This window comes from Sphingomonas sp. UNC305MFCol5.2 (genome assembly GCF_000712135.1).
Taxonomy (GTDB): Bacteria; Pseudomonadota; Alphaproteobacteria; order Sphingomonadales; family Sphingomonadaceae; genus Sphingomonas.
In genome coordinates, this window is sequence record NZ_JOOE01000004.1 from 473,761 (window position 1) to 498,661 (window position 24,901).

Consider the following 24,901-nt stretch of genomic DNA (forward strand, 5'->3'; position numbering starts at 1 on the left):
TCGACATGTTGTTCCTGAATACCGCCGCCGCGACCATGTCGCCCGTCGCCCTGTTCCTCCAGGCGGACTGGGTGGTTCGCGGCGTGATGATCGGCCTGTTGCTCGCGAGCCTTTGGACCTGGGCGATCATCCTCAGTTTCGGCTTCCGGATCGGCAGCGTGAAGAAGGGCATCGCCAGCTTCGAGACCGAATATCGCGAGGCCGATGACATCGACGAATTCCACCGCCGCGTCGCTACCCGCGATCAGCCGATCGGCCGGGTCTTCTCGGCCGGCGTCACCGAATGGCGGCGCTCGACCACCGGCAAGTCGATCGATCGCGGCGGCACGCGCGATCGCCTCGCGACGGCGATGGGTGCCGCGGTAGCGCAGGAGATCGATCGCTTGGCCGACCGGCTGAACTTCCTCGCCACCGTCGGTGCAGTCGCCCCGTTCGTCGGGCTGTTCGGCACGGTCTGGGGCATCATGCGCAGCTTTACGAGCATCGCGGCCGAGCAGAATTCGTCGCTCGCGGTAGTGGCGCCGGGCATCGCCGAGGCTTTGTTCGCGACCGCGATCGGCCTGTTCGCCGCGATCCCCGCGGTGATCGCGTACAATCGCTACAGCCACGGCATCAATCGCGTCGAGCAACGGCTCAACCGCTTCGCCGACGGCTTCCACGCGACGCTCAGCCGTCGCCTGGAGATGGAGGCCTAGGCCATGGCCATGCACCTCCCTTCCAATCGGGGCCGCGGGCGGCGGGCGCCGATGGCCGATATCAACGTGACGCCTTTGGTGGACGTGATGCTGGTGCTGCTGATCATCTTCATGGTGACTGCGCCGTTGCTCACCGCCGGCGTGCCGGTGGACCTGCCCGAGAGTCGCGCCAAGGCGCTCGACCAGGAGCAGAAGCCGGTCCAGATCGCGATCGACGACAAGGGCCAGGTGTTCGTCGACAACGAGCCCGTCAACGACGAGGCGCTGGCGGGCATGCTCGAGCAGGTCGCATCGCGAAAGGGCGCCGACGGCAAGCCGCCGCAAATCTATCTGCGCGCCGATCAGGGGCTGGGTTACGGTAAGGTCATGCGCGTGATGGGCGAGCTCAACCGCGCCGGGCTCAACCGCGTCGCGCTGCTGACCAACGCCGCGAGCAAGTGACGCGATGGCGCTGACTCGTTCTGAAGCGGTGGGACTCGGGGTCGCGGCGGTCGGCCACGCGGCGCTGTTCGTGCTGCTCGCGGGCTATTTCCTCCCCGCGCCCAATCCGGACAAGCTGGTCAGCACGCCGATCGCAGTGTCGTTCGCCGAGGATGTCGGGCTGGAGAGCCAGGCGCCGGTAGTGAGCCACGAGGAAGTCGCGGCCAAGCTCTCGCCGGTCGAGGCGCCGCCTGAACCCGAGACCGCGCCACCCGAGCCCCAACCCGATCCGCAGCCGGTCGCCAAGCCGCAGCCGACTCCGCCCAAGCCGGTGCCGGCACCCGACGCGAAGCCCGCGCCGAAGCAGCCGCCGGCCAAGCCCGCGCCCGCCGCCGCGCCGGCTAAGCAGCCTCCCAAGCGCGACGTGCGCGCGAGCGGTGCGCTCGACGGCATTGTGGCCGGGCTCGCCTCCCAGCCGACCAAGGGCAAGGCGACGACGCCACCTGCCGCGACCGCCGGGCCCGCGGTGCGTTCGGCGCTCGTGGCCGAGATTCAGCGGCAAGTGAAACCGCACTGGGCTCCGCCCACCGGCGCCGACACCGACAAGCTCCGTACGACTGTGACCGTCGCCCTCAATCGGGACGGTTCGCTCGCCAGCGAGCCACGCGTCACCCAGACCGGCGTCACGGACTCCAATCGCACCCAGGCTGCACTGGCGCGCGAGCGCGCGGTGCGCGCCGTCCGGCTCGCGGCGCCGTTCAAGCTGCCCGCGCAGTTTTATGATGCGTGGAAGACCATCGCACCCGTTCTGTACGAGGATCTTTGACCATGAAGGCCAGCCATTTCGCATTGGGGTTCGTTCTCGCGCTGGGCCCGGCGGGCGCCGCGCACGCGCAGGAAGTCGTGCCTCCCCCGGTGCAGCAGGAGCCGCAGGATACGCCGCTCAGCGTCGACGTGACCAACGCCGCCGCCAAGGACATGGTACTGATGATCCCCGCCATGCCGGCCGCGGGCGTCGCATCCACCGCCGCGGGCTCGACCGACGAGCTCGGCCGCAAGCTGGCGCAGGTGATCGACGACGATCTGCGCAACACCGGCCTGTTCAAGACGCAAGGCCCCGGTCAGGCGGGGACGATCGCTTATAGCGAAGTCACCGCGCCCAACTACGGATTGTGGGCCGGGCGCTCGGCGCAGGCTTTGGTGCAGGGCTATGTTCGCGCCGGCGGCAACGGCCAACTCACTGTCGGCTGCTATCTCTACGATGTCGCGCTGCAGAGCGAGCTGGTGCGCAAGGGCTTCGTCGTTTCGCCCGGTGACTGGCGCCGCGCGGCGCACAAATGCGCCGATGCGATCTACACCCGGCTCAGCGGCGAAGGTCCCTATTTCGACAGCCAGGTCGTCTATGTCGCCGAGCAGGGGCCCAAGGGCAAGCGCCGCAAACAGCTGGCGATCATGGATCAGGACGGCGCCAATCACCGCTTCCTGACCAACGGCCAGAACATCGTGCTCACGCCGCGCATGTCGCCGCGGCAGAACGCGATCGTATATATGAGCTACGAGAACCGCCGCCCGTCGATCTGGATCTACGATCTGGTGGCGCGCTCGAACCGGCGGCTGGTGGAAAATGTCAGCCAGAATTTCGCGCCGCATTTCTCGCCCGACGGCCGCTCGATCCTGTTCTCGATGTCGGTGGCCGGGAATAGCGACATTTATCGGATCAGCACGAGCGGCGGCCAGCCGCAGCGGCTGACCAACGCGCCGGGCATCGACACCGGCGGCAGCTATTCGCCCGATGGGTCGAAGATCGTCTTCGAGAGCGATCGCGGCGGCACCCAGCAGCTTTATGTGATGAATGCCGACGGATCGAACCAGAAGCGGATCAGCTTCGGCGGCGGGCGCTATGCCACGCCGGTATGGAGCCCGCGCGGCGATCTGATCGCCTTCACTCGCACCGGTGGCGGCGCCTTCCGGATCGGGGTGATGAACCCGAGCGGTGGCGGCGAGAAATTGCTCACCAACAGCTGGGGTGACGAAGCGCCGAGCTGGTCGCCCAACGGCCGCGTGCTGATGTTCTTCCGCGCGACGCAAGGCTCGGGGCGGCCCGACCTGTGGTCGGTCGATCTCACCGGCGCCAATGCCCGCAAGATTCCGACCCCGCTCGACGGATCGGATCCGAGCTGGGGACCCATTCGCCCCTGAAACGTTACGCTCGCGTAGTGTGCGTATCGGGTTGCAATCAGAATCACGAGTAGAGGAGGAAATTAGATGGCCAAGATGACGACCGGCCTGGTTCTGGGCCTGGCGCTTGTCGCCACCGCGGGCTGCGCCAAGAAGCGCCCGCCCGAACTGCCGCCGGCCCCGACCGAGACGCCGGCGGCCACCGATGGCGGCGAGAGCAGCGATACGGTGGCGGGCCGGCTGAACGAGCAGTTCAAGCGCGAAGTTACCAGCGACACCGTGCATTTCGCGCTCGACCAGTACGACATCGATTCGGAGGCGCGCGCGATCCTCGACAGCCAGGCGCAGTGGCTCGTCGCGCATCCCGAGGCGCGGATCACGATCGAGGGTCATTGCGACGAGCGCGGCACGCGCGAGTATAATCTCGGCCTCGGCGATCGCCGCGCAAATGCCGCGAAGAACTATCTCGCGGCGCGCGGCGTCTCGGCGACGCGGATCACGACGATCAGCTACGGCAAGGAGCGGCCGCTGGCCTTGGGCTCGGACGAAGCCAGCTGGGCGCAGAACCGCCGCGCGGTGACCATCGTCATCAACTGAACCGGCCCGTCACGGCCTTTTCCGACGCCGTCGATCCTCGCGGATCGGCGGCGTTCGCATGTCCGCCGATTGCGCTTGCGACTTTCCGAAGTTCGATATAAATACGATATCACAATTAACGGAGGGAAGAATGACGGACATTCGTGGCGCGACGCCCGCATTGCGGCAGAGCACCGAGCGTGTGGCGCATACCACGAGCGGCTATGGCATGCTGCTCGTGTTGCTATTGGCGATCGCTGCGGCGGGGGGCGCGATCAGCCAGATCGACCGCATGGCGGACGCGATCGTGGTTTCATTGCTGTTTGCCTCGTGCGTGCTCTTTTTGTTCGTCCTGATCGGCTTCTATCTGCTCCAGCCCAACCAGGCTTCGGTGATCACCTTGTTCGGCGATTATCGCGGCACCGATCGCACTGCCGGCCTGCGCTGGACCTGGCCGTGGATGGGCAAGAAGAAGATGTCGGTGCGCGCCCACAACATCATCTCCGAGCGGATCAAGGTGAACGACCTGCGCGGCAATCCGATCGAGATGGCGGTGCAGGTGGTGTGGCGCGTGACCGATACCGCGCAGGCCTTGTTCGACGTCGACGATTACCGGGCGTTCGTGAACGTCCAGATCGAGGCGGCGGTGCGCACGATCGGATCGCGCTACCCCTATGACGATTTCGAGCATCAGGAAGTGACTCTCCGGGGCAATCACGATCAGGTCGGCAGCGAACTGCGCGCCGAACTGATCGCCCGGCTCGCGGTCGCGGGCATCACCGTCGACGAGTGCGGCTTCACCCACCTTGCTTATGCGCAGGAGATCGCCGGCGCGATGCTGCGGCGCCAGCAGGCGCAGGCAGTGGTCGCGGCGCGGCAGACGCTCGTCGAGGGCGCGGTGGGCATGGTCGAGATGGCGCTCGACCAGCTCTCGGCAAAGAACGTCGTCGAGCTCGACGACGAGCGCCGCGCGGCGATGGTGTCGAACCTGATGGTGGTGCTGTGCGGCGAACGCGACACCCAGCCCATCGTCAATGCGGGCTCGCTGTACCAGTAAGGAAATACGCGTGTCGGCCCCACCCAAAAAGGCCTTTCCCTTGCGCCTCGATCCCGCGCTCTACGCGGCGATCGAGCGCTCGGCGGCGAACGATCTGAGGAGCATCAACGCGCAGGTCGAATGCCTGTTGCGCGAGGCGCTGGGCAGGCGGGGCGTGAAGCTGGCGGACCCGGTGCGTGCGAAGCGCGGCAGACCGCCCAAGGCGAAGGAGGAGTGAGATGCCGGAGGGATCCGAGGACGCGTGGTTCGTGCGGCGGGGGTCGGGGCTGTTCACGAACATCAGCCCCACCGGCCCGATGGGTTGGCTCATCTCGGCAATCTACGCGCTGGGTATCGTCGGTCTCGCACTGCTCGTCGAGTGGTATCCGCGGTTCTGGCTGATATGGGCCGCGCTGATCGTCTCGGCGACGCTGTTGTACACGATCACGGTGTGGCGCCTGTCGGTACCGGTGGCCAGCGACGATTCGAAAGGAAAGATCCGGTGATGTTCATGACCGCCCATTCCAGCCACAGGCGGATTCCTCTGCTTGTCGCCGCTTTCGCCCTGGCGCTCGCCATCGGCATGGTGCTGCTATGAAGCTTGCGCGCTTCCGCGACTGGTATCGCGTCCGCCCGGGCTATTGGTTCGCGCAGAAGCGCTATGGCTGGGGCGTGGTCCCCGCGACCTGGCAGGGCTGGCTGCTGACCTTGGGAATGCTGCTGGTCGCCGGCGGAATCGCCAGGCTCGCCGAGCATCGCAGCGCGCTCTACCATTTGCTGTTCATTCCGCTGTTCGGCGGCTTTCTGTGGGCGTGCTGGCTCAAGACCGACGGCGGCTGGCGTTGGCGCTGGGGTGAGAAGGACTAGCACAAAGATAGTTCGCTCGAGTACTTTGGGCACGCCTCGGTAACTGCCAAAGCGGGCATAGACGGGATAGTCATCCGTGTTGCCAAGTCATAAGAATCGTGAGACACCGAAGAACTCGGTTCAATTTGCGGGGAAATCTATGCGTAACCTTTGCAAGACTCTCCTCACTCTGGTTGCATGTTTTGGTCTGTCAGGCGCAGCCAGTGCCGACACCTACGAGTGCACCGAATTGCAAAGACTCTGGGGCATCGCCCAGGCAGCGCAGAGCGCTGAGAATGATTATAATTACTATACGAAGTTGGGAGATGCGTACGAAGCTTGGCTGCAATGCCAGCGTATTATGGCGCCTGGAGGGGGGGAGTACGCTATGCGTGAATGCACCTATCAGTACGAAGACACTAAAAACACAATCGAGAACGAATATCAGCTTTTGCACAATGAAGCACTGATATCCAACGCGGCTTACTATGACTATCTAAATTATGTGTTCTCTCAGGGAATACAATGTCAGCTTTGAGCAGGCAGCGATCACCTCTTGTTTAGCCAGTGGAGACATTTGCAGTTTATAGAGACGTGACCTGAGCGCATCCGAATTATTCCGAAATGGCGGATTCCCGAGATCCTAAGATGCATGCACCTTTCGACCTCTGCATCCGGCTCGATCGCACAGCTGCGCTCGTCCGTGACCTTAGGCCGCAACCTCACCTGCATGTTTGCAGCGCTTATTGTTCACGGCCTAACTTGAGCCCCCTAGGGGAAGCTTTTCAGGTTAGCCCAAGGCCTCGTCGAGCAGCCGGGCGAGCCTCAGCCCGCCTTTGACCAATTGCCGGCGCGCGGGTTCGATCAGCTTCTCGATGGTCGCTTCGTCGAGCTTCGCGCGTTCGGGGACCGGGCCGCACGGGTCGCCATAGGCACTGGCATAAGCGACGTCGCGGGCGATCTGCCAGCTGTCGCGGCTCCAGTCCTCGACCGTTCCCCCGTTCACAGCCGCGCGCTCGTCGGGCGAATAGACCCGGATCAACGAGGGCGGGGTGGAGATGGCGCGTTCGGCGAGCAGCCCGTCCCAGATGCTGTGGAGATTGAGCCGGTCGGTCGAATAGATGCCATAGGTCGATTTAGCGCGATTGCCGCCGAGATCGCCGCGGTCGCCGGCATGGAGCGGCTGGTGGAGATCGCCGACGAAATGGACGAGGAACGCCAGCGCCATCACGCGTTCGCGCACCGGCACCTTGCGGTCCTTGAGCAGCTTCACTGCGCGCTCGATCTGCGCGGAGACGCAATTGCCGTCGGGGCAATTGCCTTTGAGCGTGAAATCCTTGCAGATGTTCACGTTCTGATAGTGCCAGTTATACGCGTAGCTGAAGCGTGGCCCGAGCTCCTTGATGCAATCGGCCCAGATGCTGGCTTCCTCGATCGTCCGCGCGGGGCAAGTGGGCGTCTCGAGCAGCGCCTGATGCCTGAGCAATTCGCGGATTTCGATGCGCACCGCCGGGGTCACGTTGCGATATGCGATCGCGGCGACGGTCTCGTGGCCATATTCCCAATACGCGGCGGCGGGCGAAGCCGCCGCGCCGAAACCGAGCAGCGCGGCGAGCAGGATCAAGAGTCGCTTCACTTGTCGTCACCATAGAATGCGACCAGCCGGTCGCCGCTGGAGGAAGCGCGGCCGCGATACATGCCGGGCGTGTTGAAGGTCCACGCCATTTCGCCGTTCGGGCCCGTGAGGATCACGCCGCCGCTGCCGCCCAGCGCCTTGACCTCGGCCATCACCGTCTCGGCCGCCTGTTGCAGCGTCTCGCCCTTGAAGCGCACGCGGGCGCAGATCTCGTGGGTGACGCCTTCGCGGATGAAGAATTCGCCGGCACCCGTTGCCGAGACGGCGCAGGCACGGTCGTCGGCATAAGTGCCCGCGCCGATGATCGGGGCGTCGCCGATGCGGCCCCAGCGCTTGCCGGTGAGCCCTCCGGTCGAGGTTGCGGCGGCGACATGGCCCTCCGCATCCATCGCGACCGCGCCGACGGTGCCGTATTTCAAGTCGACGTCGAACCAGCCGAGCTTGTCGTTGGTCTTCATCTTGTCGAGCTGCTTGCGGCGCTCGGGCGTACCGAACCAGCTATTGTCTACCTGCTCGAGCCCCTGTTCGCGCGCGAACTGATCGGCACCGGCGCCCGAGAGCATGACGTGCGGGCTCTTTTCCATGACTGCGCGCGCGGCCGCGACCGGATGGCGGGTAGTGGTGACGCCCGCGACCGAGCCCGCGGCGCGGTCGCGGCCATCCATGATCGCGGAGTCGAGTTCGTTGCGCCCGTCCCAGGTGAAGACCGCGCCGCGGCCGGCATTGAAGTGCGGATCGTCCTCGAGCACCTGCACTGCCGCCTGCACCGCGTCGAGCGAGCTGCCTCCGCCCGCGAGTACCTTCGATCCCGCATCAAGCGCGGCATTGAGGCCGGCGGCAATGCCGGCCTCCTGCTCGGGAGTTACCCGGCCCTTCTCGATAATCCCGGCGCCGCCATGGATGACGAGCGTCCATTTGGGCTTTTGCGGGGTTTGGCCTTGGGCAGCCAGCGGCATGAGAAGGGCTCCGAGCAAGAGAGGCAAGAGGCGCATTCACGGCACTCCCGAAAGCGATGCCGCTTCCGTAGCAGATCGCGGACGCCGCGCCAGCGGGCGGAGGCCGATGAGCGGGCGCAGCCAGCCGATCTCGCGGCCGCCGAGATAGAACAGCCAGCAGCCCGCAACGGTTGCGGCGAGCAAAGCGACGAACTCGGCTCCTGCCGGAAGCGCGAAGCGCAGCAGGTACCAGCCCGTTACCACGATGACGGTCTGGTGGATGATGTAGAAGGGGAATACCGCTTCGGTGAGCGTCCGCCGCCAGGGATGGTCGCGGTTCCAGAAGCGGTCGGCGAGGCCGATCAGCGCGACGATCGCGCACCAGCCCATCGTCAGCCTTCCCGCCGCGAAGGGCAGCCGGAGTTCGGTGTCGGGCACCATGCCCGCCATCCACACCAGCAGGATGCTCGCGACCACGCCATAACCCAGGATCGCGAGCAGGCCGGCGACCCGCCACGAGCGCCGGATCGCCGCCCAGGTGCGCGGCGCATCGGCGAGGAAGAAGCCGAAGGCGAAGGCCGGGAAATACATGCGATGCGCCGTCCAGTCGCCGACCAGCGCGTGGGTCGGCTCCGCGTTCGGCCCGCCGATCGTCATGTGCACCGCCAGCCAGGCGAGCGGGACGACCAGCAATCCGGGGCCGCTCAGCAGATCGTCGGCGAAGCGCGCGAAGCTCGCCCGCGCCGCGCCCGGCGTGAGCGTCAGGATCGCGACGAGCGCGAGCGTATAGGCCCAGAGGTACACGACGAACCACAGATGCTGCCACGTCGGCAGCACGATCCCGTCGAGCGTGCCGAAGCGGAAATAATCATACGCCCAGAAATGCGCGAGGCTCGCGGCGTAACCGTGCTGCGTCACCAGCTCGATCCAGGGCTGGGGCGGGATGATCAGCAGCGCCGCGAAGATCGTGGGCACGATGAGCCGCGCGGTACGGTCGCGCAGGAAGCTTCCCGATCCCGTCGACTTGCCCAGCACCGCGGCGGTTGCGAAACCCGAGACCGTGAACAGAAGCGGCAGCCGCCACGCGTTGGTCGCGAGCATCGGCAGCTGCACCCAGCGAAGGGGCTCCGCGGTCTTCACGTGCCAGTCCCATGGCACGAAGAACATGCCGATATGATAGAGGATCAGCAGCGCGAACGCGCCGATCCGCAGCCAGTCCATCCCGTAATGCCGTTCCATTCCATGCCTCCCGATGTCGGTGCGCAATCGGCTAGCGGCGCGCGATGCGGCCCGGTATCGAGAAGGGAGAAGCGGCGGACGGGCTGGGATGGGCGAAATCGGGGCAGGGACGAACGGCGGCGAAGGCGTGACGAGCGGCGAAGGCCTTCGCCGCCGCCGGCTGCTGTGGCTTGCTTTGGGGCTGATCGGCTTCCTCGTCGTCCAGTCGATCGCCAATGTCGAATCGACGGTCGAGGACATGGCCAAGCTCGGCGTGGCCGAGAGCCGGGCGCATGTCTGGACGTGGCAGCTGACCAGTGTCGTCGTGTGGCTGGCGCTGATGCCGGTGCTCGGCTGGCTGGTGGCGCGTGTGCGCCCGCCGCGCTTTTCGTGGCCGGTCGCGGTGTTGCTCCATGCGCTCGCGACGGTGCCGGTGTCGCTCGTGCATGTTCTGGCGATGGTCGCCTTGCGCATGTTCGTCTACGCCGCCGGTGGCGAGCGCTACGACTTCGGGTCGTGGCCGATGACTCTGCTCTACGAATATCGCAAGGACGCCGCCACCTATCTGCTGGCGGCGTTGTTCCTTGCTTTTGCGCAGTGGTTGCTCGCACGGCCCACGCTGGTTACCTCCCCTGAGAGCGACGTGCTGCTGGTGGCGGATGGCAGCGTCACGCACCGCGTTCCGGCCGAGGCGATCGAATCGGCGTCGGCAGCGGGCAATTATGTCGAGATCGTGTGGGGAGGGCGAACATTGCTCCACCGCTCGACATTGGCGGCGCTGGCCGAACGGCTAGGCCCGGGCTTCGTACGGATCCATCGCGGCCGCATCGTCCGCCGCGCCGCGGTACGCAGCATCGAGACCGACAAGAGCGGCGATTTCACCCTCACGCTGGAGAGCGGCGCGACGCTGCGCGGCAGCCGGCGCTATCGCGGCGGGCTTTGACCTGAGGCCGATCAGCGGCCGCAGCCAGCCGATGCGGCGGCCGATCGCATAGGTGGCGAAGCAGACGGCCGCCGTGCCCGCGAGCAGCAGTGCGAATTCGGCGAACGGGTTGAGGTCCAGCGGCAGGCTGTACCAGGCGAACAGCACGATCGCCGGATGGTGGACGATGTAGAAGGGGAACACCGCCTCTGCGAGCGGCTTGCGCCAGGCGTGATCGTGGTTCCACCACGTCTCGGCGACGTGGAACAGCGCGAGGATCATGCTCCACGCCATCGCCACGCGCGCGGCGCGATCGAGCGCCATCAGCGCGTGTGGCGGGATGGCGGTGCCGGGATAGGCGACTTCGATCGCGACCACCGCCGCGCCGGCGATCGCGGCCAGGGCCGTCGCGGCTTTCCAGATACGGGAGACCGCGTGCCACAATTGCGGTGCGCCGGCCAGCGCGAAGCCGAACAGGAACAGCGGCAGATACTGGCTGTGGCCGCCCCAGTCGGACACCAGCCCCTGTCGCTCGGGCACGACGAACAACAGGCCGATCCGCAAGGTGACCAATGCGGCGACCGGAACCCAGAACAGCCGCCATCCCTGGGTGAGCCACTCCGCAGCGCCCGCGAGCGCGGTCAGCACCCACGATCCGCGCCATGTCAGCGCGCCCGCGAGCAACAGGCTGTATGCGGCGAGATAGGCGACGAACCAGAGATGCTCCCAGCTCGGAAATTCGCGGCCGTAAAAGCTGCCGGCGCGCCAATAATCCACGGCCCAGAAGCGCAGATAGCCGTGCGGATAGCCCGTTTCCAGCACCCGCACCCACATCTCGACCGGGACGACTGCCGCCATGCCGAACGCCAACGGCACCAGCAGCCGCACCACGCGCGCGCGGGCGAAGCCCGGCGCGTCGCCCGAACGATCGAACAACTTGCGCGAGGCATAGCCCGATACCGCGAACAGCAAGGGCAGCCGCCACGGCGTCAGCAGCGCCATCGGCGCGATCAGCTGCGGATAGCTGTGGCTGGTCTTGATCACCCATGCCCAGGGCGCGAACACCATCGCGACGTGATAGACGATCAGCAGGCCGAACGCGGCGATGCGCAGCCAGTCCATGCCGTAATGGCGCTGGCTCCGTGGTATCTCGGTGGTCGCGCTCGGCGCTGTCAAAGCCTTGTCCTTGGGCACTCGCGCCTTTCGCGGCGGGGCATGGAGGGCTATATGCGACCCGAGTAAGCAAAGCGTTAGCAAGGAAGTCCATGTCCGTCCGCCCCTGGCGCGATATCGTCCGCCGTCCCAGCCGCCAGATCATGGTGGGCAACGTCCCCGTGGGCGGCGACGCGCCGGTGACGGTGCAGACGATGACCAACACCCCGACGAGCGATCCGAAGGCGACGATCGATCAGATCCGCCGCTGCGAGGATGCCGGAGTCGACATCATCCGCGTCTCGTGTCCCGATGTGGAGAGCACCGCGGCGCTCAAGCAGATCGTTCGCGCCGCGCGCGTGCCGATCGTCGCCGACATCCATTTCCACTACAAACGCGCGCTCGAGGCCGCTGATGCCGGCGCCGCCTGCCTGCGGATCAATCCCGGCAACATCGGCTCGGCCGATCGCGTCAACGAAGTGGTCAACGCCGCCAGGGCCAATGGCTGCGCGATCCGGATCGGAGTCAATGCGGGCAGCCTCGAAAAGGACCTGCTCGAAAAATATGGCGAGCCGTGCCCGGAGGCGTTGGTCGAGTCCGCGCTCGATCACATCAAATTGCTCCAGGACCGCGATTTCCACGAGTTCAAGGTGGCGGTGAAGGCGAGCGACCTGTTCCTCGCGGTCGCTGCCTATCAGCAGCTCGCCGATCAGGTCGATTGCCCGCTGCATCTCGGCATCACCGAGGCGGGCGGGTTCGTCGGCGGGACGGTCAAGTCGTCGATCGGGATCGGCTCCCTGCTCTGGTACGGGATCGGCGACACGATCCGCGTGTCCTTGTCGGCGGAACCGGAGGAGGAAGTCCGCGTCGGCTTCGAGATCCTCAAGGCGCTGGGCATCCGCAATCGCGGCGTGCGCGTGGTGAGCTGCCCGAGTTGCGCGCGGCAGGGCTTCGACGTGATCCGCACCGTCCAGGCATTGGAGGAGCGGCTCCAACACATCCGCACGCCGATGTCGCTCTCGGTGCTCGGCTGCGTCGTCAACGGCCCCGGCGAGGCCCGCGAGACCGATATCGGCATCACCGGCGGCGGCAACGGCAAGCACATGGTCTATCTGTCGGGCGTCACCGATCACCATGTCCAGGACGCCGACATGATCGCGCACATCGTGCAGCTGGTCGAAGCCAAGGCGGCCGAGATCGAAGCCGCGGAGAGCGCCGCCGCGCAGGCTGCGGAATAGGCGTTAGCCGTCCGGTAAGGCGCGTCGATTAGTCTGCGCGCCGACATGCGCTGGGCATTCATCTCGGTCATCGCGATTGGGGGCGTCATCGGCGTGATGGCGCCGATGAAGCGCGCCCCGGCACCTGCCGTCGCGGCGGTTGCGGCCGAGCCCGCCGACGTGCCGGTGGAGACCGTGATCCACTCCGACAATAACGGGCATTTCTTCGCCTTCGCCGAAGTGGACGGCGAGATGGTCAAATTCGTCGTCGACACCGGTGCAGACATGGTCGCGCTCACGCTCGATGACGCGCGGCGCGCCAAGGTCAGGTTCGATCCCGAGCAGTTCGTAGTGGTGGCGCGGGGCGCCTCGGGCGATGCCTATGGCCAGCACGTCATGATCGACGACATCGTCCTCGACGGCAAGCGCGTGCGCGACGTGCACGCGGCAGTGATCGAGGATCTCGACGTTTCGCTGCTCGGCCAGTCCTATTTGCGGAAGCTGCGATCGGTCCATCTGACCGGCGACGAGATGCGGCTCCGCTAGACAGGCCGTGACGCGGCCGCGTGCGCCCGCTATGCGCGCAGCATGCGGGTTCCTGCCACTGTTGCTCTGGGTGCGGCGTCGGCCGGAATAGCGTTCTATTCGATCATGGACGCGGTGATGAAGGCCGTGTCGATCGAGATCGGCGCGTACAATACTTTGGTCTGGCGGCTCGGCATCGCGGTGCTGCTGACCGGCATGGTCTATGCCTTCACGCGACCGAAATTGCCGAGCCGCGGGACGATGAAGGTGCACTTCGCGCGCAGCGTCCTCGTCGCGGCAATGGCGATCTCGTTCTTCTGGGGCATCGTCCGGGTGCCGCTTGCCGAAGCGATCGCCTTGTCGTTCATCGCGCCGCTGATCGCGCTCGGGCTCGCCGCGGTCTTCCTGCACGAGCGGATCGGCGCGCAATCGGTGTGGGGCTCGCTGCTCGGGCTCGCCGGCGTGGCGGTGGTCGTGGCCGGGCGGATCGGCGGCACGCATAGTCATGAGACACTTGTCGGCATGGGCGCGGTGCTTTTCTCAGCGGTGGTCTATGCGATGAACCTCGTCGTCGCGCGGCACCAGGCGCAGTTGGCCAAGCCGCTCGAGATCGCCTTCTTCCAGAATCTGTTCGTGCTCGGGCTGCTCGCGCTGGCGGCGCCGTGGTGGCTGGCGGTGCCGGCGGCACAGCATTGGCCGGGGATCGGCGTGGCCGCATTGCTCGCGATCATATCGCTGCTGCTGCTTTCCTGGGCCTATGCCCGTGCCGAGGCGCAGGTTTTGCTTCCGGTTGAATATACCGCGTTCATCTGGGCTTCGCTGATGGGCTGGTGGATGTTCGGCGAGAAGGTCACCATCGCCACCGTGGGTGGCACGATATTGATCGTCGCGGGCTGTCTGCTCGCGGCGCGCAGGCAACGCGGCCACGGCGCCGCTCCCGAAGCAGAGGCTGCTCTTTCATGACCCGAATCCGTCCCGCCACTCCCGAAGACGTATCGCTGATCCTGCGCCTCGTGCGCGAGCTCGCCGAATTCGAGCGCGAGCCCGAGGCGGTTCTGGCGACCGAGGACATGCTCGAGCGCGCCTTGTTCGGCGAGCGCCCCGCGGCCGAAGCAGTGATCGCCGAGCGCGAAGGGGCGCCCATGGGCTTTGCCTTGTTCTTCCAGAATTTCTCGACCTGGACCGGGCGGCCGGGCATCTATCTGGAGGACCTGTACGTCACGCCGGCCGCGCGCGGGGCGGGCGTGGGTACCGCGTTGCTGCGGCACCTCGCGGGGATCGCGCTCGATCGCGGTTGCGGGCGGTTCGAATGGGCCGTGCTCGACTGGAACGAGCCGGCGATCAATTTCTACCGTGCGATGGGCGCGGTCGGCATGGACGAATGGCGCGTCCAGCGCGTTGCGGGCGATGCGCTGGTGAAGCTCGCGGGGAGATAGAAGATGGCCTGGATCTGGCTGGTCCCTGGGGTGGTCGCGTGCCCCGCCGGTCTCAAGCTGGCGGTGCAGTGATGGCGGTTGACGAAGGTCTTGTCGCCTGGGTGACCGAGGCGCTCGAACCGGTCGGCACGGTGACGATGCGCCGGATGATGGGCGGTGCGACGCTCTATCTCGATGGCACCATTTTCGCGATCGTCCACGACGGCGAACTCTGGTTCAAGGCCGACGAGGAGAGCAATGCGATCTGGGACGAGGCGGGATATAGCGAACGCTTCAGCGTCACCTTCTCGACCGGCATGTCCGACACGATGAACTACCGCCGCGCGCCCAGCGACGCCTATGACGATGCCGATGCGCTTCGCGAATGGGCAGCGCTAGGGATCGCAGCCGGGCAGAGGGCGCCGAAGAAGAAACCGAAGAAAAGCTAGGTTGAGAACCCATACAAGCTGCTGATAAATTTCAGTCATCCCGGCTCCTTCGACTGCCTGCAAGGCAGGCGCCCAGGACAGGCTTGAGCCGGGATCCCGCTTCTCCTGCCCGGCCTGAAGGCGCCCCGGCTCAAGGCCGAGGTGACGACGATATGAGTCCTCAACCTAGGGCGGCGTCGGGCGTTAAGTTGACTCTTTTGGCGGAAACGATGCGCATCTCGCAATATTCTTTCGCGAAGCGGAGCGGGGTTGCGGACCTGTCAAAGAGCGGCGGAACTTCTTCCAGCGGCGCCAACGCAGCAGGTGAAATCCTACATTGCAAGGGTTGATGCGGAGACATCGAAAGGCGCGGGTGAAGCCTGCAGTCGCCGCGGATGCGGCCACCGTTGATCCTCCCCGTGCCGGGGAGGATCGGAAGATCCGCTAGCCCGCCTTAGCGAACCCCTCGCCCATCGCCCTCATCCCCCCAGCACGTTGATCGTGAACGCGACGATGCCGAGATTGAACACGAACGCGGCGAGGCAGTGCAGGGTCACCACCTTGCGGATGCCGCGGTCGGTGACGCTGACGTCGCTGGTCTGGAAGGTCATGCCCAGGCAGAAGGCGAAATAGACGAAGTCCCAATAATCGGGCTCGGGCGTTCCCGGAAATTCGAGGCCCGCGGCGTCGCCGCCGTGGCGGGGACGGGAATAGAGATGGGCATAATGCAGCGTGTAGACGGTGTTGCTGAACACCCAGCAAAGCACCAGCGTGCCGATGATCAGCGCGATCGCCCGCATGTCCGGCGTTTCCCCCTGCATCAATTCGCTGGCGACCGCGACGAGGACGACGAGGCTCACCGCGAGCGTGAGGAACAGCAATAGCAGCCGGTTGGCGTCGTTGCGGCTCGCCGAGCGGCGCATGTCGTCCGAGCGATGGCCGAGCAGCGGCAGCACGGACAGGAGGAAGATCGCGGCGCCGGCGTCGAACCCGACCATCACGCCGTCGCGCAGTCCCAGCGCGGGGATTGCGAAGAAGGACGCCACGGCAGTGGCGGCGAGGAACAGCAGGAAACGCGGCGGGGCGATCAGATTGCCGATCGCCTTGCCTTGCGCGGAATTCCTTCGTGCCATCGCCGCCCCTCCATGGCCTTTCGCCACTTCCCCCGACGGGGGAGAGGGCGCTTCAGCCCTGCGGCGTGTCGACGCCGGTCGCGTCGACCGATTCCGCCGCTGCCGTCTTGCTGGTGTTGTAGCGCTCGATCGCCTCGATGGTAATCCGGCGCGCATCCTCGGCGCCGCCCCAGGTGCCGACGCGCACCCATTTCTTCTTCTCGAGGTCCTTGTAGTGCGTGAAGAAGTGCTCGATCTGCTCCATCACGATGCTGGGCAGATCGTCCTTTTCCTCGATGTCCGAATAATAGGGGAAGGTCTTGTCGTCGGGCACGCAGACCAGTTTCTCGTCGCCGCCGGCCTCGTCCTCGAGGTTGAGCACTGCGATCGGGCGGGCGCGGACGACGCAGCCCGGCACGAACGGCGAGCGTGCGATCACCAGCGCGTCGAGCGGATCGCCGTCGGGCGAGAGGGTGTGCGGCACGAAGCCGTAATTCGCCGGATAACGCATCGGCGTGTGCAGGATCCGATCGACGAACAGCGCGCCGCTGGCCTTGTCGAACTCATATTTTACCGGCTCGCCGCCGGTCGGGACTTCGATGATGACGTTGAGGTTGTGCGGCGGGTTCTCGCCCACCGGAATCAAGTCGATACGCATTTCGGACCTTGCTTGGTTGGCGCCGCGCCCCGTCTCAGCGGGGCTGCAGCAGCTTGTCGAGGCCAGCCTCTCCCGTGGCCGTCTTCACGAGGTGCGGATAGCGAAGCCCGTCATGATAGTCGATGGCGACTTCACGGTAGCGATCGCCGCTCTTCAGGAGCAGCTTGATCGGGTCCTTCGTGCCCTTGGCATCCTTCACTGCCTGCTTGAGCCGGTCGCCGGTATAGGCGCGTCCGTTCACCGCGATGATCTCGTCGCCCAGATCGATGCCCGCATCGAAAGCGGGGCTGTCCCACGCGACGCTGCTGATGCCCTTGGCGCCGAGCGTCAGTCCGAGCGAGTAAGCGAGGTCGACGCTGGTCTTGGGCGGCGCCTTGTTGGGCTCCTCGGTATAGACGAGCTTGTAGCCGTTGCGCTCGAAGCCGGCGAGCGGCGCGCGCTCGGACACCTGGTTCACGCGCTGATCGAGCAACGTGCGCCAGTCATAGGGCTGGATCGCGCTCAGCGTGCGGACGACGTCGTCGAAAGTGTAGGTCACTTCGCCATAATCGCCGTCGCGGCCCTGGAAGAAGGCGCGGGCGAAGTCGTCGATCGACTTCGTGCCCTTCGATTGCTCGCGCAGGATCGAATCGACTTCCATCCAGATCAGCAGGCCCTCGTTGTAATAATCTTCGGAGCGCTGCCAGCTCACCCAGCCCTTGGGCGCGCGCGGCGTGATCACCGGATCGTTGGTGGTGTCGGCCATTGGGCGCCAGGTGCGGGCGGGACGATTGTCGAGGCTGGCCATGATCGACGCATAGGATTCGAGCGTGTTCTCCTTCGTCACCAGCCCCGAGCGCGCCTGGAAGACATAGCCCCAGAACTGGGTCTGGCCCTCATAGACCCACAGCAGCGAGCCCCGGGTCGGCGTGCGGTAATCGGGCGCCCAGAGATCGGCGCCGCGGCGATATTTGCCGTCCCAGCTATGCGTATATTCGTGCGGCAGCAGGTTGCGACCGGTGGGATTGTCGTCCCACTTGATGAAATAGCCCGGCTTCACGCCGTTCTCGGAACTGCGGTGATGCTCGAGGCCGATTCCGCCGAGCTCGTCGCTGATCGAGAGCAGGAAGTGATAATGGTCGTATTGCTGCGACCCCATCGTCTTGACCGCCTGATCGACGAGGCGCTTGTGCGCGTCGATCTGCTCGGGCTTGGCCTCGAGTTCCTCCGGGCTGTCGGCGAAGACGTCGAGCGTCACCCGCGGGCTGAGTTCGATCGGGCGGTAATAGCGGCCCGCGAGCACCGGCGAATCGACCAGCACTTCGTAATTGGTCTTCTCGTAGGCGTAGGTCGATCCGGTGGCCTTCGAAGGCAGGCCCGAGGCGGCGGACCAGCCATCGGGATATTTGACCCTGGCCTGCACCGGGATGCGGCGCACGAAATAGCCCGCCGGATAGAGGCTCATCGAATTGAACTGGAGGCTCATCATCGCGGGCGTCATGACGATGCGGCCCTGATCGCCCGACGTGGCCGAGGCGAACTGGAATTCGAGATCGAGCTTCTTCGCGCCGGCGGGCACGTCGATATGGAAGGCGAAGACGTCGACGGGATCGCGCTTCCAGGCGACCGGCTTGCCATTGGCGCGGATCTGCAGGCCGGTCAGCTTCTCGATCTCGCCGCGCGGGCCGTGCTTGCCCTGAAGCCATTTGGGATAGAGCAGCACCATATGGCCGCTCTTCGCCACGGGAATGGTCTGCTTGACACGGAAGATGCCGCGCTGGGTATCGGTCGCGTCGATGTCGAGCAGCATCGTGCCCGGATAGGCCATGTCGCGCGCTTCGGGGATCGTGTCGACGATCGGCACCGGCTGGGGTGCGGAATTCTGCGCGATGGCGGGGGCGGTGGTGGCGAGAAGAAGAGCGGCGAACGGCAGCGCACGATGCATTGTTGGCGACCTCATCGGAGGGGATGGTGGCACTTAGGACTGGAAATCACAGGCGGTAAAGGGGCGTACGGGCCCGCCGCATCCTTCACCGCTCCCTAACCATTGCGGCCTAGATGTTTCGGCCATGTATCACGATCCCGCACTCGCCGCGCGCGCCAAGGCCGATCCGCGTCCGCGCTCGGCAGTGAGCGGTGCCGTCGGCCTTGTCGGGCTGGCGGGAATGACGGCCTGGGTGGTCGTCGCGCATGTCTTCAGGCTCGACGGGCCGTTTTCGGCTCTGGTCAACGTGGCTGCCTGCGCGATGCCGATGGTGATCTGGTCCCTCGCGGTCGACAAGGTCCATCGCAATCCCTCCACCGGCATCGACTGGAGCCTCGAGCGTCCGTGGCGCGAGACCATCGACATTTCGGTGACCAAGCTTACCGGGCTGTGGCTGACCTGGGGCGCGATCGCCGCAATCTATGTGCTGAGCCGCGTGTGGGGGGAGACGCGCTATGCGAACTATCCCTTCGCAATGTCGTGCTTCGTCGCGGTGGCGCCGGCGTTGTTCGTGCTGTCGATACCCTATGTGCTGTGGCTCGACCGGAAGCTGACCGAGCCGCGCGACGGCGCCTGGTCGCTCGGCGCCTGGGCGATGGGCGTGGAGGGCTGGGACCGCGAGGCGATCTTCAACCATCTGCGCAGTTGGGCTGTGAAGGCGTTCTTCCTCGCCTTCATGGTCGCGATCGTCCCGCCGGGCTTCGCCGAATTCGTGTCGATCGATCCGATGGGCGTGCTGGGCGATCCGGTGGCGCTGGCAATGTACTGCGTCACCTTCATGTTCGTGATCGACGTGGCGTTCGCCACCGCGGGGTACATCCTCACTTTCCGCCCGCTCGACGCGCATATCCGCACGGCCAATCCCTATGCCGCCGGCTGGACCGCGGCGCTGATCTGCTATCCGCCCTTCCTGCTGATGGGCGAGGGAGGGCCGCTCGATTATCATCAGGGCACTGCCGACTGGTCGTACTGGCTGGGCAACTATCCGTGGCTGTTGCCGGTGCTCGGTGCGGTGCTGGTGGTCCTGACCGCGATCTATGCCTGGGCGACGATCGCCTTCGGGATCCGCTTCTCGAACCTCACGCATCGCGGCGTCCTCACCCACGGCCCCTATGCCTGGACGCGGCATCCGGCTTATCTCTCGAAGAACCTGTTCTGGTGGCTATCGACCATGCCGTTCCTCGCCACCACCAACTGGCACGACGCGGTCCGCAATGCCGCGGTGATGGCCTGCGTCAGCGGCGTCTATTACTGGCGCGCACGGACCGAGGAGCGCCACCTCGGCAGCGATCCCGCCTATCAGGAATATTCGGCGTGGATGGCGCGCAACGCGCCGGTGCCGCGCCTGTTCGACCGGATCATCGGCCGGCGTTGAACGCTGCGAATAGTCGTCAACTTGTCGCGCGGGACTAGCCTTCGTGTCATTTCGCACATATGCGAAGTCTTGGGCATTTGATCACGAGTATAGGGGGAATCCGATGAAAGCGTTGTTGTTCGCGGTTTCAGTGGCAACCGCGGCTCTGGCAGTGACGCCGGCCGCCGCGCAGGGCGCCCGCGCGTCCAAGGGACAGAAGATGCAGGAAGCGGCCGTGTCCGACGTGCCGCGTTGCACGCGTAAGCTGGGCACCGTCGCGATCATGGACGGCGACGATCCCAGCTATTGGACGCAGAATCAGCTGGCGCCGCCGCAGAAGCTGCTGCGCGTGCTCGTCCAGCGTTCGGGCTGCTTCAACATCGTCGATCGCGGCACCGGCCTCAATGCCGCGACGCGTGAGCGCAACATCGGCGCGGGCCTCGGCATGCAGCGCGGCTCCAATGTCGGCCAGGGCCAGATCAAGGCGGCCGATTATGTGCTCGTCGCCGAGATTCAGAGCGCGAACAGCAACGTCAGCGGCAGCGGCGCTGCCGCCGGCATCGGCGGGCTGGTCGGCGGGCGCGTCGGCGGCCTGCTCGGCGGCATCAAGAGCAAGAAGATGGAAGCCAACACCCAGCTTTCGCTGACCAACGTTCGCACGACCGAGACGGTCGCCGTCGAAGAGGGCTATGCCGCCAAGAACAATCTGTCGTTCGGCGGCGGCGGCTTCCTCGCGATCGGCGGTGCCGTCGGCGGCGGCTATGACAACACCGATATCGGCCGCATCGTCACGCTCTCGTTCATCCAAGCGTATAGCCGGATGGTCACGGGTCTCGGCCTCGTGCGCGACGGCGACGAAGGCACGGCCGGCGCGACGCCGACCAAGACCTTTACCGCGCAGGCACCCGTCGCGCTGCGCGCATCCGCCTCGGCTTCCGCCCGGGTCCTCCGGACGCTGCCTGCCGGCGCCATTGTCTATCCTACCGGCAACAAGAACGGCCTGTGGTGGGAAGTCGCCGACGAGAACGACAATGTCGGCTGGGTGCTCAACACCAAGCTGGCGCCGTCCAACTGACACGTGGAATTCCTCCCTCGCGCAGGCGGGGGAGGAATTCGAGCGGGACGCTCTAGAATTTCGCCTCTTCGTAGACCCGGGCGATATCGCCGCCCCAATCGCCGTTGAACCGATCGAGCAGCACCTGCGCGGGCACCTTGCCGGTGCGAACGATCTCGCGGAGCGGATCGAGGAAGCCGCTCTCGTTGTCGCCCGAGGCGTTGATCCGGGCGCGGGCATTGAGCCCCGCCGCGGCGATGTCGAGCACTTCGCCGGCGATGTCGCGCAGCATACCGCCGCCGGGGATCGGCGCGTCGAGCGCGAGCTTCGGCACCGCGTTACGGAGCGCCTCGCGCTCCTCCATCGACCAGCCCTTGACCAGCTCCCACGCCGCATCGAGCGCGGCATCGTCGTAGAGCAATCCGACCCAGAACGCCGGCAGCGCGCAGATCCGCCCCCAGCGCCCGCCATCGGCGCCGCGCATCTCGAGGAACTGCTTCATCCGCACTTCGGGGAAGGCAGTCGAAAGGTGATCCGCCCAGTCGTCGATCGTCGGCTTGTGGCCGGGATAAGCGGGCAATTCGCCCTTCAGGAAATCGCGGAAGCTCTGCCCGGCGGCGTCGATATATTCGCCGTCGCGATAGACGAAGTACATCGGCACATCGAGCGCGTAGTCGGTGTAGCGCTCGTATCCGAAGCCTTCCTCGAACACGAAGGGCAGCATGCCGGTGCGCGCCGGATCGGTGTCCGACCAGATATGGCTGCGGAAGCTGAGGAAGCCGTTGGGCTTGCCTTCGGTGAAGGGCGAGTTGGCGAAGAGCGCCGTCGCGAGCGGCTGGAGCGCGAGCCCGACGCGGAACTTCTTCGCCATGTCGGCTTCGGAGGCATAGTCCAGATTGACCTGGATCGTGCAAGTGCGCAGCATCATGTCGAGCCCGAGGCTGCCGACGCGCGGCATGTGGCTGAGCATGATCTTGTAGCGGCCCTTGGGCATGATCGGCAGCTCGGCGCGCGTCTTGTCGTGCCACATGCCGAGGCCGAGGAAACCGATGCCGAGCCGATCGCCTACGGCCTTGACCTGCTTGAGGTGCCGGCCTGCCTCGGCACAGGTCTCGTGGAGATTGTCGAGCGGCGCACCCGACAGCTCGAACTGACCCGCAGGCTCGAGGCTGACGGTGCCGTCCGGGCCGGCTAGCGCGATCACCTTGCCGCGCTCTTCGACTGGTTTCCAGCCGAACTCGGTCAGCGCCATCAGCAGGTCGCGGATGCCGCCGGGCTCGTCATAGCTCGGGGCGTGATGGTCCCTGGTCGAGTAGACGAATTTCTCGTGCTCGGTGCCGATCCGCCAGCGATCCTTGGGTTTCTCGCCACGGGCGAAATATTCCACCAGCTGAGCACGGTCCTCGACGACCGCTGCGTTGCTGTTCGAAACGGTCTTCGTGCTCATCCGCGGGCCTTTACTCGGGTGCGATGACCCGCGCCAGTGGCAATTTCATACCGTTCGGTCACCAATCCCCGGCCGCGCCCATCCAAAGACTTATGGCTGCAGCCGCGGCGGTTTCGGCGCGCAGGATGCGTGGGCCGAGCGCGATTCCAACGGCCTGGGGGTGCGCGCGGATCGTGTCGCGTTCCTCGGCATCGAAGCCGCCTTCGGGACCGATCAGGATCGCGCCGGGGCCGGGATTGGCGCGCATCGCCTCCAGCGCAGGCGCGCCGCCGGTCTCATCGGCGAAGAACAATGTGCGATCCGTCGGCCAGTCGCGCAGCATCGCGGGCAGCTTGACCGGCTCGACCAGCTCGGGGAGCGCGGTGCGGCCGCATTGCTCGGCGGCCTCGATCATGTGGCTGCGCAGCCGATCCAGATTGAGCTTGTCGACCACCGCGCGGCGCGTGAGCACCGGCGCCACGCGTGCGACCCCCAACTCGCAGGCCTTTTCGACGACCCAGTCGATCCGTCCTTTCTTGATCGGCGCGGCGCACAGCCAGAGATCGGGCACCCCCTCGCGCTCGCGCAGCTTGCCGCTCACGTCGAGCAGGAGGTCGCGCTTGCCCACTGCCTGCGCGACGCCGAGCCATTCGCCGGTGCGATCGTCGAACAATTTGACCGGATCGCCGGTCTTCATCCGCATCACCTGGATCAGATAATGCGCGGGCGGTCCCTCGATGCGGAGCGGCCCCAGCGCGAGCTCGGTCTCGACGAACAGGCGCGGCGTGGATTGCGGCGGCCAGGCGGGCGTTGCGGGCATGGATGCTCCCTAACCCGGGCCGCTTCCTCCGTCACCCCAGCGGCGCCCTTGGAAGTTCCCCTCCCTGCAGGGAGGGGCGAGGGGTGGGTAAGAAAAGGGCGGGCTCGATGCCCGGCTTTTTCTTTTTTTTCCGCGCATCTCGATGGGCTCGCTTCGTTCGCACCCACCCCCAACCCCTCCCTTTTCAGGGAGGGGAGTTTCCCAGAGCGCCGCCGGTTAGTTCCTGTCGCCCACCGTCGCGGGGCGGTCGGCCGCCAAATGCATGTATGCACCGCCCTCTCGCGATTGAGCATGCGAGAGTCCTGCGCGCATTTTGTCGCTGCAATATGCAGGATTGTCGCAATCGCCCGCTTGATCTTTGTCCGGCCAGCGCGAAGGACTGCGCCATGGCCGCCGCACCCGAGATCGTCCCCGACACCGAGCATCGCGGGCTGGTCGGGATGCTTCCCGCCACCGTGCGCTCCTACGCCCTGCTCGCCCGGTTCGATCGGCCGATCGGCTGGTGGCTGCTGTTCTGGCCCGGCGCTTGGGCAGTCGCGCTGTCGGGAAATGCACTCGCCCGCTGGGATCTGATCCTGTGGTTCCTGCTCGGCAGCATCGCGATGCGCGGTGCGGGCTGCGTCTACAACGACATCGTCGACCGCGATCTCGACCGGCAGGTCGCGCGTACCGCCAGCCGTCCGCTCGCCAGCGGCGCGGTATCGCTCAAGGCGGCGTGGGCTTGGCTGGTGTCGCTTTGCCTGATCGGACTGGTAGTGCTGATCCAGCTGACTCCGCTCACCGCGGGAGTCGCGCTTGGCAGCCTCATTCTGGTCGCCGCCTATCCCTTCATGAAGCGAGTCACCTGGTGGCCGCAGGCATGGCTCGGGCTGGTATTCTCCTGGGCGGCTCTGGTCGGCTGGGCCGAGGCACCCGATTGGGGCTGGCTGCCGGGGCTCCTGCTCTACGCCGGCTGCATCTTCTGGGTGATCGGCTACGATACGATCTATGCATTGCAGGATGTCGAGGACGATGCGCTGGTCGGAGTGCGGTCCTCGGCACGGCGGCTCGGCAGCCACGTCCGGGGCGGTGTCGCGGGCTTCTATGCGCTGGCGCTGGCATTGTGGGGCGCCGCCTTCTGGCAGCTTCGCCCCGATCCGCTCGCGCTCGCGGCGCTGCTGCCGATGGCGCTGCATCTCGGCTGGCAGGTGGCGACTTTGGTCCCGGCCGACGGCGCCAATGCTCTTCATCGCTTCCGTTCGAACCGCAATGCCGGCCTGCTGATGTTCGCCGCCTGCTTCGTGGTCGGGCAGACTCTTTAGCGTGTCTCTTTGAC

Annotated in this window: 27 protein-coding genes and 1 pseudogene; 19 read left to right on the forward strand and 9 right to left on the reverse strand. The window is 66.0% G+C overall.

What is annotated here, in order from left to right; all coding sequences use genetic code 11:
• The first annotated feature begins 5 nt into the window (after positions 1 to 5).
• The 10 genes from tolQ to BR78_RS22230 all read left to right on the forward strand — a co-directional run bounded on the left by tolQ (position 6) and on the right by BR78_RS22230 (position 6,289).
• Positions 6 to 695 carry a protein TolQ gene (gene tolQ / locus BR78_RS0118340; protein WP_029937300.1) on the forward strand — a complete coding sequence of 230 codons (690 nt, stop codon included), beginning with the start codon at positions 6 to 8 and terminating at the stop codon, positions 693 to 695.
• A gap of 3 nt (positions 696 to 698) precedes the next feature.
• Positions 699 to 1,136, forward strand: a complete 438-nt coding sequence (tolR, locus tag BR78_RS0118345; protein ID WP_029937301.1) for a protein TolR — start codon at positions 699 to 701, stop codon at positions 1,134 to 1,136.
• Between the two features lie 4 nt (positions 1,137 to 1,140).
• Positions 1,141 to 1,941, forward strand: coding sequence for a hypothetical protein (locus BR78_RS0118350; RefSeq protein ID WP_051683407.1), 801 nt, complete (start codon positions 1,141 to 1,143; stop codon positions 1,939 to 1,941).
• 2 nt (positions 1,942 to 1,943) lie between these two features.
• Positions 1,944 to 3,314, forward strand: coding sequence for a Tol-Pal system beta propeller repeat protein TolB (gene tolB, locus BR78_RS0118355; RefSeq protein ID WP_029937303.1), 1,371 nt, complete (start codon positions 1,944 to 1,946; stop codon positions 3,312 to 3,314).
• A gap of 66 nt (positions 3,315 to 3,380) precedes the next feature.
• Entirely contained in the window at positions 3,381 to 3,890 is a 510-nt protein-coding gene (gene pal, locus BR78_RS0118360) for a peptidoglycan-associated lipoprotein Pal (protein ID WP_029724669.1), read from the forward strand.
• A 130-nt stretch (positions 3,891 to 4,020) separates the two neighbouring features.
• The gene (locus BR78_RS0118365; RefSeq protein ID WP_029937304.1) at positions 4,021 to 4,926 is read left to right on the forward strand and encodes an SPFH domain-containing protein; all 906 of its coding nucleotides are present in this window, start codon (positions 4,021 to 4,023) and stop codon (positions 4,924 to 4,926) included.
• A 10-nt stretch (positions 4,927 to 4,936) separates the two neighbouring features.
• The gene (locus tag BR78_RS0118370) at positions 4,937 to 5,143 is read left to right on the forward strand and encodes a hypothetical protein (RefSeq protein WP_029937305.1); all 207 of its coding nucleotides are present in this window, start codon (positions 4,937 to 4,939) and stop codon (positions 5,141 to 5,143) included.
• A gap of 1 nt (position 5,144) precedes the next feature.
• Positions 5,145 to 5,411: a hypothetical protein gene (locus BR78_RS0118375; RefSeq protein ID WP_029937306.1), complete on the forward strand. Its 267-nt coding sequence runs from the start codon at positions 5,145 to 5,147 to the stop codon at positions 5,409 to 5,411.
• An 88-nt stretch (positions 5,412 to 5,499) separates the two neighbouring features.
• The gene (locus BR78_RS20645; protein WP_037567036.1) at positions 5,500 to 5,772 is read left to right on the forward strand and encodes a hypothetical protein; all 273 of its coding nucleotides are present in this window, start codon (positions 5,500 to 5,502) and stop codon (positions 5,770 to 5,772) included.
• 139 nt (positions 5,773 to 5,911) lie between these two features.
• Positions 5,912 to 6,289: a hypothetical protein gene (locus BR78_RS22230; RefSeq protein WP_029937308.1), complete on the forward strand. Its 378-nt coding sequence runs from the start codon at positions 5,912 to 5,914 to the stop codon at positions 6,287 to 6,289.
• Positions 6,290 to 6,541: 252 nt separating this feature from the next.
• On the opposite strand, the gene BR78_RS0118395 is transcribed toward BR78_RS22230, so the two are convergent.
• The 3 genes from BR78_RS0118395 to BR78_RS0118405 are packed head-to-tail and all read right to left on the reverse strand — an operon-like array spanning position 6,542 to position 9,561.
• Positions 6,542 to 7,387, reverse strand: coding sequence for a S1/P1 nuclease (locus BR78_RS0118395; RefSeq protein WP_029937309.1), 846 nt, complete (start codon positions 7,385 to 7,387; stop codon positions 6,542 to 6,544).
• A complete protein-coding gene (locus BR78_RS0118400; protein WP_051683425.1) occupies positions 7,384 to 8,343 on the reverse strand; it encodes an isoaspartyl peptidase/L-asparaginase family protein in 960 nt (319 codons plus the stop codon). The genes BR78_RS0118395 and BR78_RS0118400 overlap by 4 nt, the downstream gene beginning before the upstream one ends.
• 36 nt (positions 8,344 to 8,379) lie before the next feature.
• Positions 8,380 to 9,561, reverse strand: a complete 1,182-nt coding sequence (locus BR78_RS0118405; RefSeq protein WP_029937311.1) for an acyltransferase family protein — start codon at positions 9,559 to 9,561, stop codon at positions 8,380 to 8,382.
• An 88-nt stretch (positions 9,562 to 9,649) separates the two neighbouring features.
• Here BR78_RS0118405 and BR78_RS22235 point away from each other — a divergent pair, with 88 nt between their 5' ends.
• Positions 9,650 to 10,483 carry a LytTR family DNA-binding domain-containing protein gene (locus BR78_RS22235; protein ID WP_029937312.1) on the forward strand — a complete coding sequence of 278 codons (834 nt, stop codon included), beginning with the start codon at positions 9,650 to 9,652 and terminating at the stop codon, positions 10,481 to 10,483.
• Between the two features lie 60 nt (positions 10,484 to 10,543).
• Here BR78_RS22235 and BR78_RS0118415 read toward each other — a convergent pair.
• Positions 10,544 to 11,584 (reverse strand): annotated as a pseudogene (locus BR78_RS0118415) (acyltransferase family protein); the annotation flags it as partial.
• Positions 11,585 to 11,727: 143 nt separating this feature from the next.
• Here BR78_RS0118415 and ispG point away from each other — a divergent pair.
• The 5 genes from ispG (at position 11,728) to BR78_RS0118440 (ending at position 15,220) form a co-directional block, all read left to right on the forward strand.
• Positions 11,728 to 12,852: a flavodoxin-dependent (E)-4-hydroxy-3-methylbut-2-enyl-diphosphate synthase gene (gene ispG / locus BR78_RS0118420; protein ID WP_029937314.1), complete on the forward strand. Its 1,125-nt coding sequence runs from the start codon at positions 11,728 to 11,730 to the stop codon at positions 12,850 to 12,852.
• A gap of 45 nt (positions 12,853 to 12,897) precedes the next feature.
• The gene (locus BR78_RS0118425) at positions 12,898 to 13,377 is read left to right on the forward strand and encodes a retropepsin-like aspartic protease family protein (protein ID WP_051683409.1); all 480 of its coding nucleotides are present in this window, start codon (positions 12,898 to 12,900) and stop codon (positions 13,375 to 13,377) included.
• Between the two features lie 42 nt (positions 13,378 to 13,419).
• On the forward strand, positions 13,420 to 14,319 hold the full coding sequence (locus BR78_RS0118430) for a DMT family transporter (protein ID WP_029937316.1): 900 nt from the start codon (positions 13,420 to 13,422) through the stop codon (positions 14,317 to 14,319).
• Positions 14,316 to 14,792 (forward strand): GNAT family N-acetyltransferase, encoded by a 477-nt coding sequence (locus BR78_RS0118435; RefSeq protein WP_029937317.1) that lies wholly within the window; start codon positions 14,316 to 14,318, stop codon positions 14,790 to 14,792. The genes BR78_RS0118430 and BR78_RS0118435 overlap by 4 nt, the downstream gene beginning before the upstream one ends.
• Positions 14,793 to 14,863: 71 nt before the next feature.
• A complete protein-coding gene (locus tag BR78_RS0118440; RefSeq protein ID WP_029937318.1) occupies positions 14,864 to 15,220 on the forward strand; it encodes a TfoX/Sxy family protein in 357 nt (118 codons plus the stop codon).
• Between the two features lie 458 nt (positions 15,221 to 15,678).
• Here BR78_RS0118440 and BR78_RS20650 read toward each other — a convergent pair whose 3' ends face one another.
• The 3 genes from BR78_RS20650 to BR78_RS0118455 form a co-directional block, all read right to left on the reverse strand.
• Positions 15,679 to 16,197 (reverse strand): DUF1345 domain-containing protein, encoded by a 519-nt coding sequence (locus BR78_RS20650; protein WP_037567167.1) that lies wholly within the window; start codon positions 16,195 to 16,197, stop codon positions 15,679 to 15,681.
• A 187-nt stretch (positions 16,198 to 16,384) separates the two neighbouring features.
• Positions 16,385 to 16,969 carry an inorganic diphosphatase gene (gene ppa / locus BR78_RS0118450; RefSeq protein ID WP_051683410.1) on the reverse strand — a complete coding sequence of 195 codons (585 nt, stop codon included), beginning with the start codon at positions 16,967 to 16,969 and terminating at the stop codon, positions 16,385 to 16,387.
• 34 nt (positions 16,970 to 17,003) lie between these two features.
• Positions 17,004 to 18,893: a M61 family metallopeptidase gene (locus BR78_RS0118455; RefSeq protein ID WP_029937321.1), complete on the reverse strand. Its 1,890-nt coding sequence runs from the start codon at positions 18,891 to 18,893 to the stop codon at positions 17,004 to 17,006.
• A 124-nt stretch (positions 18,894 to 19,017) separates the two neighbouring features.
• Here BR78_RS0118455 and BR78_RS0118460 point away from each other — a divergent pair, with 124 nt between their 5' ends.
• On the forward strand, positions 19,018 to 20,307 hold the full coding sequence (locus BR78_RS0118460; RefSeq protein ID WP_029937322.1) for a methyltransferase family protein: 1,290 nt from the start codon (positions 19,018 to 19,020) through the stop codon (positions 20,305 to 20,307).
• Between the two features lie 103 nt (positions 20,308 to 20,410).
• The gene (locus BR78_RS0118465; RefSeq protein ID WP_029937323.1) at positions 20,411 to 21,361 is read left to right on the forward strand and encodes a CsgG/HfaB family protein; all 951 of its coding nucleotides are present in this window, start codon (positions 20,411 to 20,413) and stop codon (positions 21,359 to 21,361) included.
• Positions 21,362 to 21,413: 52 nt separating this feature from the next.
• Here the strand turns inward: BR78_RS0118465 and BR78_RS0118470 are convergent, their stop codons facing one another.
• Positions 21,414 to 22,787 carry a glutamate--cysteine ligase gene (locus tag BR78_RS0118470; RefSeq protein WP_029937324.1) on the reverse strand — a complete coding sequence of 458 codons (1,374 nt, stop codon included), beginning with the start codon at positions 22,785 to 22,787 and terminating at the stop codon, positions 21,414 to 21,416.
• Between the two features lie 58 nt (positions 22,788 to 22,845).
• Positions 22,846 to 23,586: a 16S rRNA (uracil(1498)-N(3))-methyltransferase gene (locus tag BR78_RS0118475; RefSeq protein ID WP_029937325.1), complete on the reverse strand. Its 741-nt coding sequence runs from the start codon at positions 23,584 to 23,586 to the stop codon at positions 22,846 to 22,848.
• Between the two features lie 386 nt (positions 23,587 to 23,972).
• On the opposite strand from BR78_RS0118475, the gene ubiA reads away from it, so the two are divergent.
• Positions 23,973 to 24,887 carry a 4-hydroxybenzoate octaprenyltransferase gene (ubiA, locus tag BR78_RS0118480; RefSeq protein WP_029724170.1) on the forward strand — a complete coding sequence of 305 codons (915 nt, stop codon included), beginning with the start codon at positions 23,973 to 23,975 and terminating at the stop codon, positions 24,885 to 24,887.
• The last annotated feature ends 14 nt before the right edge of the window (positions 24,888 to 24,901 follow it).

Coding starts and splice junctions, on each gene's coding strand:
- tolQ (WP_029937300.1), top strand. CDS start 6: ATGTTGTTCCTGAATACCGCCGCCGCGACCATGTCGCCCGTCGCCCTG.
- tolR (WP_029937301.1), top strand. CDS start 699: ATGGCCATGCACCTCCCTTCCAATCGGGGCCGCGGGCGGCGGGCGCCG.
- BR78_RS0118350 (WP_051683407.1), top strand. CDS start 1,141: ATGGCGCTGACTCGTTCTGAAGCGGTGGGACTCGGGGTCGCGGCGGTC.
- tolB (WP_029937303.1), top strand. CDS start 1,944: ATGAAGGCCAGCCATTTCGCATTGGGGTTCGTTCTCGCGCTGGGCCCG.
- pal (WP_029724669.1), top strand. CDS start 3,381: ATGGCCAAGATGACGACCGGCCTGGTTCTGGGCCTGGCGCTTGTCGCC.
- BR78_RS0118365 (WP_029937304.1), top strand. CDS start 4,021: ATGACGGACATTCGTGGCGCGACGCCCGCATTGCGGCAGAGCACCGAG.
- BR78_RS0118375 (WP_029937306.1), top strand. CDS start 5,145: ATGCCGGAGGGATCCGAGGACGCGTGGTTCGTGCGGCGGGGGTCGGGG.
- BR78_RS20645 (WP_037567036.1), top strand. CDS start 5,500: ATGAAGCTTGCGCGCTTCCGCGACTGGTATCGCGTCCGCCCGGGCTAT.
- BR78_RS22230 (WP_029937308.1), top strand. CDS start 5,912: ATGCGTAACCTTTGCAAGACTCTCCTCACTCTGGTTGCATGTTTTGGT.
- BR78_RS0118400 (WP_051683425.1), bottom strand. CDS start 8,343: ATGCCGCTGGCTGCCCAAGGCCAAACCCCGCAAAAGCCCAAATGGACG.
- BR78_RS0118405 (WP_029937311.1), bottom strand. CDS start 9,561: ATGGAACGGCATTACGGGATGGACTGGCTGCGGATCGGCGCGTTCGCG.
- BR78_RS22235 (WP_029937312.1), top strand. CDS start 9,650: ATGGGCGAAATCGGGGCAGGGACGAACGGCGGCGAAGGCGTGACGAGC.
- ispG (WP_029937314.1), top strand. CDS start 11,728: ATGTCCGTCCGCCCCTGGCGCGATATCGTCCGCCGTCCCAGCCGCCAG.
- BR78_RS0118425 (WP_051683409.1), top strand. CDS start 12,898: ATGCGCTGGGCATTCATCTCGGTCATCGCGATTGGGGGCGTCATCGGC.
- BR78_RS0118430 (WP_029937316.1), top strand. CDS start 13,420: ATGCGGGTTCCTGCCACTGTTGCTCTGGGTGCGGCGTCGGCCGGAATA.
- BR78_RS0118435 (WP_029937317.1), top strand. CDS start 14,316: ATGACCCGAATCCGTCCCGCCACTCCCGAAGACGTATCGCTGATCCTG.
- BR78_RS0118440 (WP_029937318.1), top strand. CDS start 14,864: ATGGCGGTTGACGAAGGTCTTGTCGCCTGGGTGACCGAGGCGCTCGAA.
- BR78_RS20650 (WP_037567167.1), bottom strand. CDS start 16,197: ATGGTCGGGTTCGACGCCGGCGCCGCGATCTTCCTCCTGTCCGTGCTG.
- ppa (WP_051683410.1), bottom strand. CDS start 16,969: ATGCGTATCGACTTGATTCCGGTGGGCGAGAACCCGCCGCACAACCTC.
- BR78_RS0118455 (WP_029937321.1), bottom strand. CDS start 18,893: ATGCATCGTGCGCTGCCGTTCGCCGCTCTTCTTCTCGCCACCACCGCC.
- BR78_RS0118460 (WP_029937322.1), top strand. CDS start 19,018: ATGTATCACGATCCCGCACTCGCCGCGCGCGCCAAGGCCGATCCGCGT.
- BR78_RS0118465 (WP_029937323.1), top strand. CDS start 20,411: ATGAAAGCGTTGTTGTTCGCGGTTTCAGTGGCAACCGCGGCTCTGGCA.
- BR78_RS0118470 (WP_029937324.1), bottom strand. CDS start 22,787: ATGAGCACGAAGACCGTTTCGAACAGCAACGCAGCGGTCGTCGAGGAC.
- BR78_RS0118475 (WP_029937325.1), bottom strand. CDS start 23,586: ATGCCCGCAACGCCCGCCTGGCCGCCGCAATCCACGCCGCGCCTGTTC.
- ubiA (WP_029724170.1), top strand. CDS start 23,973: ATGGCCGCCGCACCCGAGATCGTCCCCGACACCGAGCATCGCGGGCTG.